Source organism: Arthrobacter sp. 01L42 (genome assembly GCF_056400005.1).
Map to the genome: position 1 here is coordinate 28,521 of NZ_JBFTSL010000010.1, position 15,901 is coordinate 44,421.

Below are 15,901 nucleotides of genomic sequence, written 5' to 3' on the forward strand. Positions count from 1 at the left end.
GCGGAGTCACCCTGCGGGACATGGACGCCGCGGACATCCCCGCCATCCACGCCCTGGAACTCCGGCTCTTTCCCGTGGATGCCTGGCCGCTGCAGATGTTCCACGACGAGCTGGCGCAGGTGGATACCCGCCGCTACCTCGTGGCGGAGACCCACGGCGGGATCGTGGGCTATGCCGGGCTCATGTGCATCGAACCGATCTCGGACGTCCAGACGATCGCCGTGGTGCCCGAGCAGGAAGGCAAGGGCATCGGCTCTGCCCTGCTCACCGAGCTGATCGCGGAAAGCCGGCGCCGGCACGCCCAGGATGTGCTGCTCGAGGTCAGGGCGGACAACCCCCGGGCCCAGCAGCTTTACCTGCGCTTCGGCTTCGAACAGATCCACATCCGGCCCCGCTACTACCGGGACGGCGTCGACGCCCTGATCATGCGGCTCCAGCTGCCCCGCGAACCGCTCAGCCCCCAGCCAACGGAAGCAGGCCGACCATGAACCGCACCCAGCCGCTCGTGCTCGGCATCGAGTCCTCCTGCGACGAAACCGGCGTCGGCATCGTCCGGGGAACCACCCTGCTGACGAACACCGTCTCGTCCTCCATGGACGAACACGTACGCTTCGGCGGCGTGATCCCCGAGATCGCCTCCCGCGCCCACCTCGACGCGTTCGTCCCCACCCTCGAGGAGGCCCTCGCGGAGGCGGGAGTGACGCTCGCGGACATCGACGCGATCGCCGTCACCTCCGGGCCGGGCCTGGCAGGTGCCCTCATGGTGGGGGTGTGCGCGGCCAAGGCGCTCGCCGTCGCCACCGGCAAACCGCTCTACGCCATCAACCACCTGGTGGCGCATGTCGGCGTCGGGCTCCTGCAGCAGGGCGCCGTCGCGCCGTCGCCGCAAACAACGCCGCACGCCCTGCCGGAGAATATGGGCGCGCTCCTGGTCTCCGGCGGCCACACCGAGATCCTGCGGATCCGGAGCATCACGGACGACGTCGAGCTGCTGGGCTCCACGATCGATGACGCAGCCGGCGAAGCGTATGACAAGGTGGCGCGGCTTCTGGGCCTGGGCTATCCGGGCGGTCCGGCCATCGACAAGCTCGCGCGCACGGGCAACGCCAAAGCCATCCGGTTCCCGCGCGGGCTCACCCAGCCCAAGTACATGGGGACCGCCGAGGAGCCCGGGCCGCACCGCTACGACTGGTCCTTCAGCGGGCTCAAGACCGCCGTCGCCCGCTGCGTGGAGCAGTTCGAGGCCCGCGGCGAGGAGGTGCCCGTGGCGGACATCGCCGCGGCCTTCCAGGAAGCCGTGGTGGATGTCATTACCGCCAAGGCAGTGCTCGCCTGCCGCGAAAACGGCATCACGGAGGTCCTCCTGGGTGGCGGGGTCGCCGCCAACTCGCGGCTGCGCCAGCTCACCGAACAACGCTGCAGTGCGGCCGGCATCCGGCTGACGGTGCCGCCGCTGCCACTGTGCACGGACAACGGCGCCATGGTGGCCTCGCTCGGGGCGCAACTGGTGATGGCCGGCGTGAAGCCGAGCGGGATCGGCTTTGCGCCGGATTCCTCAATGCCGGTCACGACCGTCTCCGCCTGAGGCCACAGCCTGAGGCTTCGTCCGCGTGGAGCTAGACGGCCTGGGGCTTCGGCCGCCTGCGTGGCGGCTGTTGGGCGCCGGAGCTAGGCGTCCGGGCCCTGGCGCATCTGCTTGACCAGGTCCAGGACGACGGCGCGCAGGTCCCCGCCGTGCTCGGCGGCGACCCGGCGCTGCCGCTGGTAGCCGGCGCCGCGCTCGATGATCTTCTCGACGTCGGCCAGTTCGGCGCTGCAGCCCAGCTTCGCCGCCACCGGCTCAAGCCGCTTGAGCGTCTCGCGCAGGTGCTCTGTTACGAGCTGCTCGTTGCCGTCGGCGTCGAGGATGATGATCGCGTCCAGGCCATACCGGGCCGCGCGCCACTTGTTTTCCTGCACATGCCACGGGGGCATCGTGGGAATGGTGCCGCCGTTGTCCAGCGTCGTGGAAAACTCGTCGACGAGGCACTGCGTCAGGGCGGCGATGGCCCCGACTTCCTCGAGCGTGGCCAGGCCGTCGCAGATGCGCATCTCGATGGTGCCGAAGTGCGGGACGGGCCGGATGTCCCAGCGGATCTCCGAGAGCGAATCGATCACGCCGGTGGTGAACATGTCCTGGGCGTACGCCTCGAAGTCCTCCCAGCTGGAGAACTGGAAGGGCAGCCCGGCGGTCGGCAGCTGCTGGAACATCAGCGCCCGCTGGGAGGCGTATCCGGTGTCCTCGCCGCCCCAGAAAGGGCTGGACGCGGAGAGCGCCTGGAAGTGCGGAAAGTAATTGACCAGGCCGTCCAGCACCGGAAGGACCTTGTCCCGGCTGTCGAGTCCGACGTGCACGTGGACGCCGTAAATGACCATCTGCCGGCCCCACCACTGGGTCCGGTCAATGAGCTTGGCGTAGCGTTCCTTGTCCGTGACGGGCTGCAGCTGGGGCGGGCTGAAGGGGTGGCTCCCGGCGCAAAAGATCTCCACACCCATCGGATCGGTCACGTCCCGGACCGCCGCGAGCGAGCTGCTCAGGTCCGCCTTGGCCTCCGCAACAGTGGTGCAGATGCCCGTGACGAGCTCCACGGTGTTCAGCAGCAGCTCCTGCTTGATGTGCGGGTGCTCGTCGTCCTCATTGAGTTCGGGATGCCGGGCAGCGACGCCGCGCAGCACCTGGTTCGCCACGGAGGCCAGCTCACCGGTCTCGGCGTCGACGAGCGCCAGCTCCCATTCCACGCCAAGAGTCGACTGCCTGGATGAAGCGAACTCGATCTTCATGTGGTCCCTTCACTGTTCTGCTGTCGCTGGCCGTGGTCCTGGCGGGGAAATGCGCTGGCGAACATCCTCGGACATGCCTCTGGACATGGCACCGGCGGTGTCACGTGCAATTTCCCACGCACCAGTGCGCCGGCCGGGGGCCGGCAGGGCTACGGGTGGTCCAAGTCTAGTGCAGGGGCGGCCCCGGGACGGTGTCAAAGTTGCCGCTGCTGCGTGAGTGTATTCACAACGTCGCTGGTCAGCGACGGCGCGCGCGGTTGCGCGTTGGGCTGCGGGTGGCCGGAGCGATCCTGGCGTTTAATGGAGCTGTGCCCATTCTGAACAAAGACATGACCCTGTGTATCTCGCTCTCGGCCCGGCCCAGCAACAATGGGACGCGCTTCCACAACCACCTGTACGAACAGCTGGGCCTGAACTGGATCTACAAGGCCTTTGCCCCCACCGACCTCGCCCAGGCGATCGCCGGGGTGCGCGGCCTCGGCATCCGCGGCTGCGCGGTGTCCATGCCTTACAAGGAGGACGTGATCGCCCTCGTTGACGTCATGGACCCGTCGGCGAAGGCCATCGACTCGGTCAACACCATCGTCAACGACGGCGGCCGGCTCACGGCGTACAACACCGACTACACCGCAATCGAGCAGCTCCTGCAGAGCAATGCAGTCCCCACGGACTACTCGGTGCTGGTCCTGGGCTCCGGCGGCATGGCCAAGGCGACCGTGGCCGCGCTCCGGGATGCCGGGTTCAAGGACGTGACCGTCGTGGCCCGCAACGAGGGCTCCGGCCGCGCCCTGGCCGAACAGTACGGCTTCGCCTGGCGCGCGGACCTGGGCTCTGCGGACTCCGGTACCGGCACGGCGGACATGCTCATCAACGTCACCCCCATCGGGATGGCCGGCGGCCCGGACGCCGCCTCGCTGCCCTTCCCGCAGGAGGCCATCGATGCCGCCAAAGTGGTGTTCGACGTCGTCGCGCTCCCGGCCGAGACACCACTGATCAAGGCCGGCCGCGCGGCCGGCAAGACCGTGATCACCGGAGCCGAGGTCGCCACGATCCAGGCGCTCGAGCAGTTCGTGCTGTACACCGGCGTCCGGCCGACCGACGAGCAAATCCGGGCAGCCGAGGAGTTCACGCGGGCCCAGTAGCCCGACAGCCCAGTTGACCGGCCGCTTCGCTGACATCCGGCGGCGGCGGGGCACGGCGCCGCGGGGCACTCGGCCGGTGGGATCCCGCTGGCGCGGCTAGACCGGCTCCACCGAGACGGCCACCCGGTCCTCGCCGATCCTGGTGAGGACCAGGGTGGCGGATTTCTTGTCCTTGTGCTTTGCGCTGCCGCCGGGCAGGAGTTGCTTGCGCAGCTCTTCGGGCGTGACAGCCATACCGCGCTTCTTGATGTCCAGGACCCCGATGCCTTGATCCTTGACCCACGTCTTGAGTGCCTTGACGTTGAACGGCATCACCTCCAGGACCCTGTACGCCTTGGCGAACGGGGTGTCATGCAGCTCCGGGGCGCAGATGTAGGCGATGTGCTCGTCCACGAGGTGCCCGCCCAGCTGGAGCGCGACGTCGGCCACCAGGCCGGCGCGGATCACCGCGCCGTCGGGCTCATACAGGTACCCCTCCACGGGCCCAACGGGCGCCACCGGGCCGGCGCCGAAGTCCTCGCCGCTGGTGAGCTCAGCGGAACCAAGGGGGCCGAGCACGAGGGCCGCGCGCCGCACCCCCGGACGCCGCACTGCGTTGAACCACAGGGCCACCTCGGTCACGTCCCCGCCCACAGAGACCCACTGCGCCTCGCAGCCGGCCGGCACGGAATCGTGCGGCATGCCGGGGCCCATCTTCACGCCGACGGCGCGGCCGGTGCCGGCGAGTGACTCCACGAAGGACAGCGGCGGGGAGAAATCCTCCGGATCCCAGATCCGCTTGGTTCCCGAAGTGGACGTCGTGCGCCGGGCTGGGTCGAGCCAGACGCCGTCGATCCCCTCGAGGGATACCGACGTTGCATCGGAATGGACCACCGTGGCGTTGCGGAACGGGATCAGGTTCATCGTGGCGCAGGCGGCCGTGGCCTCGTCCATTTCCACGGCGGTGACCACCAGGTCCAGGGAGGCCAGGGCCATGGAGTCCGCCCCGAGCCCGCAGCCGAGATCCGCGACGTGGCCGATCCCGGCCTCCGCGAACCGCTGCGCGTGCCGTGCCGCCACCGTGAGCCGGGTGGCCTGCTCCAGACCGGCCTTCGTGAAAATCATCTGCCGGGCGAATTCGCCGAACTTCGCCTCGGCCTTGGTCCGCAGCCGGGACTGGGTGAGCACAGCCGAGACCAGCTCGGGGGAGTGGCCGGCCTTGCGCAGCGACGCCGTGAGGCGGAAGGCCTCGTCCTCGCGGTACGGGCCCAACGACGCCAGCAGCTCCCAGCCCTCGGGGGTGAGGATCGGGGCAATATGTTCCTGCGGTGCGTCAGTCATGGCATCCAGCGTAGTTGAGGTCCGCGGGCGCGCTGTGACCGGACGGCGGGGGCTAGGCTTGATGGCATGGAAGACAGCGGCACAGGCGACAGCATCTCAGCGGACACGGCCGGGCAGGACACGGCCGGCGACGACGACGCCAGGCAGGAGCGCCGGCGGCCGCAGGGACTGGCCCGCTACGCAAAACCGGCGCTGATCGCCGGCGCGGTGATCGCCGTCGTGTCCGTCGCACTTTTGGTGATCATCTTCTTCCTCGATTCCTTCAACGCCACCGTGTATTCCGTCGGCGGCAAGAACGTCCAGGACGCCACGGACGAGGCCCGGGCCATCCGCGAGACCTATGCCGCGGCCCGGCTCGGCGGCATCATCTTCCTCGTCGCCGGCATTCTGCTGGCCGCCGCCGGCGCCGTGCTGTCGTTCCGGCACCGGAATGACGAAGGCCAGAACACGGACGAAGACGACGGCGAGGACGTGGACTTCGACGACCTCGCAGACCAGTAGCCATCGAGTAGGCGCGCGAATAGACGCCGCTGGTGGGCGCGCACCGCACCGCCAAACGGCCAACGCCCACGGGCCACGGGACATGCCCAGCCTCGTGCGCCACGGATGGACATGTCCTCCCCGGCAGCCCGGACCCGTTGGGCATGTCCATCGCTCAGCACGGGCACAGTGCATGATGCCCAAGTGTCCTCTGGCCGCAGCAAAAAATGGGCATGTCCCCTAGGGGGAAATGTTCACCCGGAACGAATTTCTGGCACTCGCCTTGACCGAGTGCTAACCATTTACATAGAGTCGTCATTAGCACTCTCCCTAGGAGGGTGCTAACACATGAAGCGCGTTCCGCCAGGCACGCTGCCGGCACCGCGACGACGGTCTGTGCGCCTTGGCATCACCGCTTCATAGTCCACGAATTTGCTGACGAAAAGGAGAGGTCCGAGTGTCGGTCTCTATTAAGCCTCTTGAGGATCGTATTGTTGTCCGCCCGCTCGAAGCCGAGCAGACCACGGCTTCCGGCCTGGTTATCCCGGACTCCGCGCAGGAGAAGCCGCAGGAAGGCGAGGTTGTTGCAGTAGGCCCCGGCCGCTTCGATGACAACGGCAACCGCGTTCCCGTTGACGTTGCCGTTGGCGACGTCGTCATCTACTCCAAGTACGGTGGAACCGAAGTCAAGACCGGCGGCACCGAGTACCTCGTGCTCTCCGCCCGCGACGTTCTGGCGATCGTCGTAAAGTAACTCTCTTGGACCCCCGCGCAGCCGATCCTTTCGCATTGAATGGATCAGTTGCGCGGGGTTCTGTCTTGAAAGGACAAAACCATGGCAAAGCAGCTTGCGTTTAACGACGCTGCCCGCCGGTCGCTTGAAGCCGGCATCGATAAGCTCGCCAACACCGTCAAGGTCACACTGGGCCCGCGCGGCCGCAACGTCGTACTGGACAAGAAGTGGGGCGCCCCCACGATCACCAACGATGGTGTGACCATCGCCCGTGAAATCGAGCTGGATGACCCCTACGAGAACCTTGGCGCGCAGCTTGCCAAGGAGGTCGCCACCAAGACCAACGACGTTGCCGGCGACGGCACCACCACCGCCACCGTCCTGGCCCAGGCCCTGGTCAAGGAAGGCCTGCGCAACGTAGCGGCAGGCGCCGCACCGGGCGAAATCAAGCGCGGCATCGAGGTTTCGGTCGAGGCCGTCGCCGCCCGCCTGCTGGAGAACGCGCGCCCGGTTGAAGGCACGCAGGTTGCCAACGTTGCCGCAATCTCCGCCCAGAGCGACGAGGTCGGCGAGCTGCTGGCCGAGGCGTTCGGCAAGGTCGGCAAGGATGGTGTGATCACCATCGAGGAGTCCTCCACCACGCAGACCGAGCTGGTCCTGACCGAGGGCATGCAGTTCGACAAGGGCTACCTGTCCCCGTACTTCGTCACTGACGCGGAACGCCAGGAGGCCGTCCTCGAGGACGCCCTGATCCTGATCAACCAGGGCAAGATCTCCTCGGTGCAGGATTTCCTGCCGCTGCTGGAAAAGGCGCTGCAGAGCTCCAAGCCGCTCTTCATCATCGCCGAAGACGTCGAGGGCGAGGCCCTGTCCACGCTGATCGTCAACCGCATCCGCGGCACGCTGAACGTCGTCGCCGTCAAGGCGCCGGGCTTCGGTGACCGCCGCAAGGCCATGCTCCAGGACATCGCGACCCTCACCGGTGCGCAGGTTGTCTCCGCGGAGCTGGGCCTGAGCCTGGACACCGTTGGCCTCGAGGTGCTCGGCACCGCACGCCGCATCACGGTCACCAAGGACAACACCACGATCGTCGACGGCGCCGGTTCGGCCGAGGACGTCGCCGCCCGTGTTGCCCAGTTGCGCGCCGAGCTGACCCGCACCGATTCGGACTGGGACAAGGAAAAGCTGCAGGAACGCCTGGCCAAGCTGGCCGGCGGCATCGGCGTGATCAAGGTCGGCGCCGCCACCGAGGTTGAGCTGAAGGAAAAGAAGCACCGCATCGAGGACGCCGTGTCCTCCACCCGCGCTGCCCTCGAAGAAGGCATCGTGGCCGGCGGCGGCTCCGCCCTCATCCACGCGCTGAAGGCGCTCGACGAGGACGCTGCCGTCCAGGCCCTCGAAGGTGACGCGGCCGCGGCCGTCGGCATCGTCCGCCGCGCCCTGGTCCAGCCGCTGCGCTGGATCGCCCAGAACGCCGGCTTCGACGGCTATGTCGTGGCTGCCAAGGTCGCCGAATCCGCCGTGAACCAGGGCTTCAACGCCAAGTCCGGCGAATACGAAGACCTGATCGCCGCCGGCGTGATCGACCCCGTGAAGGTGACGCGTGCGGCTCTGCGCAACGCGGCCTCCATCGCGGCACTGGTCCTCACCACGGAAACCCTCGTGGTGGAGAAGCCGGCTGACGAAGACGAGCACGCAGGGCACAAGCACTAGGCTCTGCCCGCAGGGGGGACGGTCCGGCATCTGCCGGGCCGTCCCTTTTTCTGTCGAGTCTCTGCTGCCGTCCTGCCGTGTTCGTGGCCGCAAGTTGCCGTGATTCTGGCAGAGTTAACCCGTCAGGTGCCGCTCCAGCGTCCCGGGTTCACTGGAAACTCCCACGTTGGCATGCCTCAATGGGGTTCAGTGGCCGCCGTGACGATTGGCCATCAAAATTACGTTTTGGTAACATGGAGGCTTTGGTTATCTGGTTGAGGGGTAGTTCTATGACACAGCAAGGAACCTTGCCCCGGCCTGCCCGGCACATTGCCGCGACGGGGCACGATCCCGCAGCCAAGTCCGGCCGAAAATCCACCTTCAGGCCCGAAATCCAGGGACTCCGGTCCCTCGCTGTGCTGATGGTCATGAGCTATCACATCTGGCTGGGCCGGGTTTCCGGCGGCGTGGACGTCTTCCTGCTGATCTCGGCCTTCCTTATGACGCTGCAATTCGTGGGCCGGTACGAGCAGGGCCGGTCCATGGCCCTCATCAAACACTGGCTGCACCTTTTCCGGCGCCTCGTCCCTGCCGCCGTCACCGTCCTGGTGGCCATCCTTGCCGCAACTGTCCTCTTCCTGCCCCGGACCCGGTGGATGGAAATCATCAACCAGGGCTGGGCCTCCCTGGGCTATGCCGAGAACTGGCTCCTGCAGACCCAGGCGACAAACTACTACGCCGCGGATCACAGCCAGGCCAGTCCCTTCCAGCATTTCTGGTCCCTTTCGATCCAGGGCCAGGTCTTTATCCTGTGGCCGCTCATTTTTGTGGGGGCCGCGTTCGTCGCCAAGCGCTTCAGGCTCCGCTACCGTGTGCTGCTGTCCTACGTCTTCGCCGTGATCTTCGTTGTTTCGCTGCTCTACTCGATCGTCTTCACCCAGGCGAGCCAAACGGAGGCGTACTTCGACACCTGGGCCCGGCTGTGGGAGTTTGCCCTGGGCACGCTCGTGGCTTTGGCCCTTCCTGCCCTGCGGCTTCCGCGGGGCTGGCGGATCGGGCTTGGCTGGCTGGGCATTGTGGCCATGCTCAGCTGCGGCCTCCTGCTCAACGTCCAGGCTTCCTTTCCCGGGTTTGTGGCGCTCTGGCCCACCCTGGCGGCCGCCTGTGTCATCGCAGCCGGGCAGTCGGGCAGCAAGCTGGGCGTCGACCGGATCCTGAGTTCGAAGCCCTTGGTCCGGCTGGGCGACATTTCGTATGCCCTGTACCTGTGGCACTGGCCGGTTCTGGTCATCTCCCTTGCCGTGATGCACAGGGAAAAAGCGGGTCTGATCACAGGCGCCGTCATCGTCACTGTTTCCCTGGTGCTCGCCTACCTCACCACCCGCTTCATTGAGAAGCCCTGGCGTGAGTGGCAGTGGCCGGAGATGCGGCGGCGCCGCGCCCTCGTTGCCATCGCCGTGGCCGTGGTCACCGCCGCCGTGCCGCTGGCGGGGATTCAGATCCAGCAGCACCTCGAAAGCGAAGCAGTCCTGGCCCAAGCCCCGAAGAACAACCCGGGCGCACTGGCGCTGACGCCGGGCTTTGTGGACCAGGCCGACGCCAACGCCGTCCTGCTCCCCACCCCGCAGACGCTGCCGCAGGACTGGGCCAGCCTCCCTAACTCGTGCTCCGGTGACCTGCAGCCGCAGGACCCGGTCCTTCAGAAGGACTGTTTCCAGAACAATCAATCCGACACCGGAGCGAAAAAGGTCCTCGTGATCGGGGATTCCCACGCACAGCAATGGCTGGGCTCGATTGCTCCCCTCAGCGATGAGAAGGGCTGGCGGCTCTACGCCATGCTCAAGGGTGCCTGCAAGCCCAACATCGCGCCGCAGCACGTCTCGGCGGATTGCGACAATTTCAATGCGGCCGTCGCATCCGAAGTGAAGAACAACCCGCCGGACGCCATCATCATCGTGGGCACTGAGGCAGCGCCGTCGTCGCCACAGGAGACCGTGATCCCGGGCTTCGAAGCCACCGCGAAGGCTTGGACGGACGAGGGCATCAAGGTCGTGGCCCTCCGGGACAATCCGCGTTTTACCTTCAACATGGCAGAGTGCGTAGCGACCAAGGGTGCCGGCGCGCCGGACTGCAGGCCGCGCGAGCAGGGCATGCTTGCGGCAACGAATCCCTTGGCCGCGCTGGATGGCAAGGTGCCGGGCGTCGCGTTCGTTGACATGACTGACCTGATCTGCAATGGCACGGAATGCCCGGGCGCGGTCGGCAACACCTACGTCTACCTGGATGACAACCACCTCAGCCGGAGCTATGCGGCCAGCATGGCCCCCATGTTCAGCCAGAGGCTCCTCGCCGCGACCGGATGGGGCCCCTAAGCTCCACGGTCCCCGGGCCGGCCGGCCGTAGTCCCCGCAGCTCCACGGTCCCCGGGCCCCTAAGCTCCACGGTCCCCGGGCCTGCCGCCGTGGTCCACGCGCCCAACGGCCGCCGTGGGCACCTGCGGCGTCCGTGGGTCAGTGCTGGGAGCGATCCGCCCTGCGCCGCAGCTGGCGGGCGGTGTCCGGTGCCAGCCGCCTGGTCACCAGCCGGTAGAACAGCAGGACCCCGACGGCGGCCACCACGATTCCGAGCAGGTTCAGGAACAGCTGCAGGGCGGAGCCGGCTGCCTTCTGGTACTCGCCCAGGACCAGTGCCACGGCCACGAACCCGGCTGCCGGCACCGTCGTGACGGAGATGAATACCCCGATCAGCGCCGCCGAGCGCCGGCTGATGACCGACAGCATCCCGGCTGTCCCGGCGAGGACGGCGACGATCAGGGAATAAGGGCCGGGGTGGTAGATGAATTCAACTGCTGAACCGTGGTCCAGCGCGTCCGCGGGGAACAGCCCGAGTGGCACGGAGAGCCACGCGGTCAGCGCGGCGGCCAGCATCGCGACGGGAAAACCGACGCCGAGGGCCAGGGCCGCGTCACGTCCGAGCCGCCGCTGGCGCCGGACCAGGGCTACGGCCAGGGCAGCCAGCGGGCCGAACTCCGGGCCCACGGCCATGGCGCCGACGATCGCAATGGTGGAGTCCGTCACGATGCCGATGGCCGCCAGCTGGGTCGCCAGGACCAGGAACGCCAGGAAACTCCACGTCAGGCGCGAATCCTCGCCGGTCTGCCGGGACACCTCGTCCCAGATCACGGCGTCCGCGCCCTCACCTGGAGCCTCCGCCTCCGCCCTGTCGGCGCGGTCCGAGAGCACAAGGTCCGGTGCGATGACCGTAATCGATCCCCGTTGCTGGACATCGAGGGCGTGCAGCTTCTCCACGAGCCCCTCCACGGATTCCCGGGCCAGCAGAACCTCGATGACGTCCCCGGGCGGCGTGACGGAAGAGGCCTTCGCGAGCGCCACTTCCGAGACGCCGACGTGGTTCGTACAACTTTCGAGAACAACTCCGGACAATTCACCCGGAACACAAATGCGCACCTGCACGATCACGTGGCGGCCTCCTCAGACTCCTACCAGCCTAGCTTCCGCCCCGCGGCCGACGGCGCCGCCGCCCCCTGGGTGCGCCGCCGGCCAGGCGTGTGAAGGACACCGCCGGGCCCGTGTGATTGGCAAAGAAAATTACGTTTCGGTAACATTGATGTTTTGGAAACCGGCCTGAAGGGATCTTTGTGTCGAACGAGCGAACCACCGTCACCCCGCCACGGGCGGATGCAGGTTCTCCGGCGACCCGAAAAACAAGCTACCGCCCCGAAGTCCAGGGCCTTCGCGCCCTCGCGGTCCTCATGGTGGTCACGTACCACGTGTGGCTGGGCCGGGTCTCCGGCGGCGTGGACATCTTCCTCCTCATTTCAGCCTTCCTGATGACACTCAGCTTCACGCGGAAAGTCGAAAGCGGCGCGCCGCTGCGGCTGCTCAGCCACTGGCTGCATCTGCTCAAGCGACTGCTGCCCGCCGTCGTCGTGGTGGTTCTCGGCGTCCTCGCCGGCACCTGGGCCATCCTGCCGCAAAGCCGCTGGCCCGACGTCCTTGAACAGGCCTGGGCCTCCCTGCTGTACCGGCAGAACTGGCTCCTGGCGGACAGCGCCGTGGACTACTACGCCCAGGACCATTCGGGCGCGAGCCCGCTCCAGCACTTCTGGTCACTCTCGATCCAGGGCCAGGTGTTCGTGCTCTGGCCGCTCGTCTTTGCCGGCACCGCACTTCTTTCCCGCCTGCTCCGCCGCCGGACCGGCCAGGACCACGTCCTGCTGCGTTACCGCTCCCTGCTGGCCGCGGCCTTCGGCGCCATCTTCGCAGTGTCCCTGGCCTACTCGATCCAGCAGACCGCAACGAACCAGGCCCACGCCTACTTCGATACCGGAGCCCGGCTCTGGGAGTTCGCGCTCGGCTCGCTCCTGGCCCTCGCCCTGCCGTACCTGAAACCGGGCAGGGTCCTGCGCGTCGTCCTGGGCTGGGCCGGCCTCGTGGCCATGCTCTCCTGCGGGCTCCTGCTGACCGTGGACCGATCGTTCCCCGGATTCATCGCGCTGTGGCCCACGCTGGCCGCCGCCGCGATCATCACCGCCGGTCAGAGCGGCAGCCGCTTCGGCGTCGACCGTCTCCTGAGCTGGAAACCCCTGGTGGCGCTGGGGGATAACTCCTATGCGCTCTACCTCTGGCACTGGCCGCTGCTGGTCCTGGCCCTCGCCGGGGCGGGCATCACGGCGCCCAACCTGTTCCAGGGGCTGTGCATCGTTGCCGCGTCCCTCGTTTTGGCCGTGCTCACCACCCGTTTCGTCGAGAAGCCGCTGCGCGAATGGCACTGGCCCAAGCGCCGCGTCTGGCGCACCGCCGTCGTGATTGCCGCCTGTGGTGCCCTGCTGGCGGGTCCCGTCGCCGTGTGGCAGAGCCAGCTCCTGGCCGACGAAGCCGAGGCGGCGTCCCAGCCCAAGGAACTGACCCCCGGCGCGGCCGCCCTGGCACCGGAAAACGCCGGCAAGCCCACGCCGGAAGCCAAGATCATCCCCGCGCCGGCGGCGATGAAGAACGAGTGGGCGGACATCGACGGGCTGTGCACGGACGCCAACGTCCCCAGCGACCCCCTGCTTCAGGGCTGCCTGCAGAACAACAAGCCGGACAAGGTCACCAAACGGATCGTGGTGCTCGGTGACTCCCATGCCCAGCAGTACATGGCGGCGCTGGGCCCCATCGCGAAAAGCCACGGCTGGGAAGTTGTCACGCTTCTGAAGGGCAACTGCCGCTTCGGCGGGGAGTCCCCGGAGCGGGACGCGGACTGCAACGCCTTCAACCGGGCCGGCGCGCAGTACGTCCTGGACCACCGCCCCGACGCCGTTTTCACGGTTGCGTCCCTGACTCACAAGGAAGCGCCGTTCGAGACCGAAGTGCCTGAGTACCTGGCGGGCATCAAGCCGTTCACCGACGCCGGCATGGACGTGGTGGGCATCCGCGACAACCCCCGCTTCACCATCAATATGCCCGAGTGCGTCCAGAAGAACGGCCCGGATGCCTCGGAGTGCAATGTGCCGGAGCAGGAATCGCTCGCGGGGTCTTCGCCGCTGGACGCGTACCGCGGCCAGGTGCCCAGGCTGCACCTCATGGACATGAGCGATTTCATCTGCGCCAACGGAACATGCCCCGCGGTGGTCGGCAACGTGTACGTCTACAAGGACGACAACCACCTGACCAAGACGTACGTCCAGACCATGATCCCCATGTTCGAACGGCGGCTGCTCGCCGCCACCGGCTGGAAGTAGTCCGACGCCGACCGGCCGGGAGCAGGCCCGGCCGGACGGGGGAGCCGGGGGAGCCGTCCGGCATGGGGCGGCTCACATTGAAACCGGACATTACCGCCCGGAATATGGCTATCGCCGCCAAGGTTCTACTATTTATTGAGGACTTCTGCACGAATCATCTGCACGAACCTTCTGCATGACCTTCTGCACAGGCCAGACCCGTAATGACGGGCTGGTCATCTGTTGCAACCCCTACCCGTGAACCCGTAACCCAAGGTAAGAGGCGCACTCATGACCCAGCCCGAACACGATCCCTTCGGCTTCATCGGCCTGACGTACGACGACGTCCTGCTCCTGCCCGGCCACACCGACGTGATCCCCTCGGAAGCGGACACGTCGTCCCGGATCTCCAAGCGCATCACGGTCCAGACCCCGCTGCTCTCCGCCGCGATGGACACCGTCACGGAGTCACGGATGGCCATCGCCATGGCCCGCCAGGGCGGTCTCGGCGTCGTGCACCGCAACCTCTCCATCGCCGACCAGGCCGACCAGGTGGACCGGGTCAAGCGCAGCGAATCCGGCATGATCACCAACCCCCTGACCATCGGCCCCGAGGCCACGCTGGCCGAGCTGGACGAAATCTGCGCACGCTACCGCGTTTCCGGCCTGCCGGTCGTGGACGAGGGCAACAGGCTGCTGGGCATCGTCACGAACCGCGACACCCGCTTCGTGCCCGAATCCGATTTCCCGCTGCGGCTGGTCAGCGATGTCATGACCAAGATGCCGCTCGTGACCGGACACGTCGGCATCAGCCGCGAGGAAGCCTCGCACAAGCTGGCCACGAACAAGATAGAGAAGCTCCCGCTCGTTGACGAGCAGGGCCGGCTCAAGGGCCTGATCACCACGAAGGACTTCACCAAGGCCGAGCAGTACCCGCTCGCCACCAAGGACGACGAAGGCCGCCTGCGCGTCGGCGCGGCGATCGGCTTCTTCGGCGACGGCTGGGAACGCGCCATGGCGCTGATCGACGCCGGTGTGGATGCCCTCTTCGTGGACACCGCGAACGGCCACTCCCAGGGTGTGCTGGAAATGATCCGCCGGCTCAAGTCCGATCCCGTTGCCGCGCACGTGGACATCATCGGCGGCCAGGCCGCCACCCGCGAAGGCGCCCAGGCCCTGATCGACGCCGGTGCCGACGGCATCAAGGTCGGCGTCGGTCCCGGGTCCATCTGCACCACCCGTGTGGTGGCCGGCGTCGGCGTCCCGCAGATCACGGCCATTTACGAGTCGGCGAAGGCCGCCATCCCGGCCGGCGTGCCGCTGATCGCCGACGGCGGCCTGCAGTACTCCGGTGACATCGGCAAGGCGCTCGTCGCCGGCGCCGACACCGTGATGCTCGGTTCCCTCCTGGCCGGTTGCGACGAATCCCCGGGCGACCTGATTTTCGTCAACGGCAAGCAGTTCAAGAGCTACCGCGGCATGGGGTCCCTCGGCGCCATGCAGACCCGCGGCAAGAACACCTCGTACTCCAAGGACCGCTACTTCCAGGCCGACGTCTCCGGCGATGACAAGCTCATCCCGGAAGGCATCGAGGGCCGGGTCGCGTACCGCGGTCCGCTGTCGTCGGTGGCGTACCAGCTGGTCGGCGGGCTCCGCCAGACCATGTTCTACACCGGCGCACCGACCGTGGCGGAGCTGAAGGCGCGCGGCAAGTTCGTCCGCATCACCGCGGCCGGGCTCAAGGAGTCGCACCCGCACGACATCCAGATGACGGTCGAAGCCCCGAACTACGGGTCACGCTAAGACCCGCCGCCCTTAAACCGGGTGAGCCCGCCGAAACCACAGTTTCGGCGGGCTCACCCGGTTTAAGGGCGCCCCGAATCCCGGCGGCATGACCCCACCCAACTAGCTCGCAGCAGGGGCCGTTTTGGCGGCTCATAACGCCCCCTGCTGCGAGCTAGTTGGGCAGGGGGAGTGTCCTAGGCTGGAGGC

The 15,901-nt window shown here is 67.3% G+C and carries 12 protein-coding genes; 9 read left to right on the forward strand and 3 right to left on the reverse strand.

Going from position 1 to position 15,901, the window contains the following annotated elements; translation table 11 throughout:
* The first annotated feature begins 20 nt into the window (after positions 1–20).
* Positions 21–488: a ribosomal protein S18-alanine N-acetyltransferase gene (gene rimI, locus AC1DN2_RS10570; protein ID WP_476850367.1), complete on the forward strand. Its 468-nt coding sequence runs from the start codon at positions 21–23 to the stop codon at positions 486–488.
* Entirely contained in the window at positions 485–1,585 is a 1,101-nt protein-coding gene (gene tsaD, locus AC1DN2_RS10575; RefSeq protein WP_476850295.1) for a tRNA (adenosine(37)-N6)-threonylcarbamoyltransferase complex transferase subunit TsaD, read from the forward strand. The genes rimI and tsaD overlap by 4 nt, the downstream gene beginning before the upstream one ends.
* A gap of 83 nt (positions 1,586–1,668) precedes the next feature.
* Here the strand turns inward: tsaD and AC1DN2_RS10580 are convergent, their stop codons facing one another.
* A complete protein-coding gene (locus tag AC1DN2_RS10580; protein WP_476850296.1) occupies positions 1,669–2,820 on the reverse strand; it encodes a glutamate--cysteine ligase in 1,152 nt (383 codons plus the stop codon).
* A 308-nt stretch (positions 2,821–3,128) separates the two neighbouring features.
* Between AC1DN2_RS10580 and AC1DN2_RS10585 the strand changes: the two genes are divergently transcribed.
* Positions 3,129–3,962: a shikimate 5-dehydrogenase gene (locus AC1DN2_RS10585; protein ID WP_476850297.1), complete on the forward strand. Its 834-nt coding sequence runs from the start codon at positions 3,129–3,131 to the stop codon at positions 3,960–3,962.
* Positions 3,963–4,058: 96 nt separating this feature from the next.
* Here the strand turns inward: AC1DN2_RS10585 and AC1DN2_RS10590 are convergent, their stop codons facing one another.
* Positions 4,059–5,282, reverse strand: a complete 1,224-nt coding sequence (locus tag AC1DN2_RS10590) for a class I SAM-dependent methyltransferase (protein ID WP_476850298.1) — start codon at positions 5,280–5,282, stop codon at positions 4,059–4,061.
* Positions 5,283–5,348: 66 nt separating this feature from the next.
* Here AC1DN2_RS10590 and AC1DN2_RS10595 point away from each other — a divergent pair, with 66 nt between their 5' ends.
* From AC1DN2_RS10595 to AC1DN2_RS10610, 4 genes are all read left to right on the forward strand, one after another.
* Positions 5,349–5,783 (forward strand): hypothetical protein, encoded by a 435-nt coding sequence (locus tag AC1DN2_RS10595; protein WP_476850299.1) that lies wholly within the window; start codon positions 5,349–5,351, stop codon positions 5,781–5,783.
* A 436-nt stretch (positions 5,784–6,219) separates the two neighbouring features.
* The gene (gene groES / locus AC1DN2_RS10600; protein ID WP_028275747.1) at positions 6,220–6,516 is read left to right on the forward strand and encodes a co-chaperone GroES; all 297 of its coding nucleotides are present in this window, start codon (positions 6,220–6,222) and stop codon (positions 6,514–6,516) included.
* An 81-nt stretch (positions 6,517–6,597) separates the two neighbouring features.
* A complete protein-coding gene (gene groL / locus AC1DN2_RS10605) occupies positions 6,598–8,208 on the forward strand; it encodes a chaperonin GroEL (RefSeq protein WP_476850300.1) in 1,611 nt (536 codons plus the stop codon).
* 269 nt (positions 8,209–8,477) lie between these two features.
* Positions 8,478–10,559, forward strand: a complete 2,082-nt coding sequence (locus AC1DN2_RS10610) for an acyltransferase family protein (protein WP_476850301.1) — start codon at positions 8,478–8,480, stop codon at positions 10,557–10,559.
* A gap of 138 nt (positions 10,560–10,697) precedes the next feature.
* Here the strand turns inward: AC1DN2_RS10610 and AC1DN2_RS10615 are convergent, their stop codons facing one another.
* Positions 10,698–11,630: a DUF389 domain-containing protein gene (locus tag AC1DN2_RS10615; protein ID WP_476850302.1), complete on the reverse strand. Its 933-nt coding sequence runs from the start codon at positions 11,628–11,630 to the stop codon at positions 10,698–10,700.
* A gap of 215 nt (positions 11,631–11,845) precedes the next feature.
* Between AC1DN2_RS10615 and AC1DN2_RS10620 the strand changes: the two genes are divergently transcribed.
* Together AC1DN2_RS10620 and guaB are read left to right on the forward strand one after the other, a co-directional pair.
* Positions 11,846–13,930: an acyltransferase family protein gene (locus AC1DN2_RS10620; protein ID WP_476850303.1), complete on the forward strand. Its 2,085-nt coding sequence runs from the start codon at positions 11,846–11,848 to the stop codon at positions 13,928–13,930.
* Positions 13,931–14,200: 270 nt separating this feature from the next.
* Positions 14,201–15,712, forward strand: coding sequence for an IMP dehydrogenase (guaB, locus tag AC1DN2_RS10625; RefSeq protein WP_018773740.1), 1,512 nt, complete (start codon positions 14,201–14,203; stop codon positions 15,710–15,712).
* Positions 15,713–15,901: the final 189 nt, after the last annotated feature.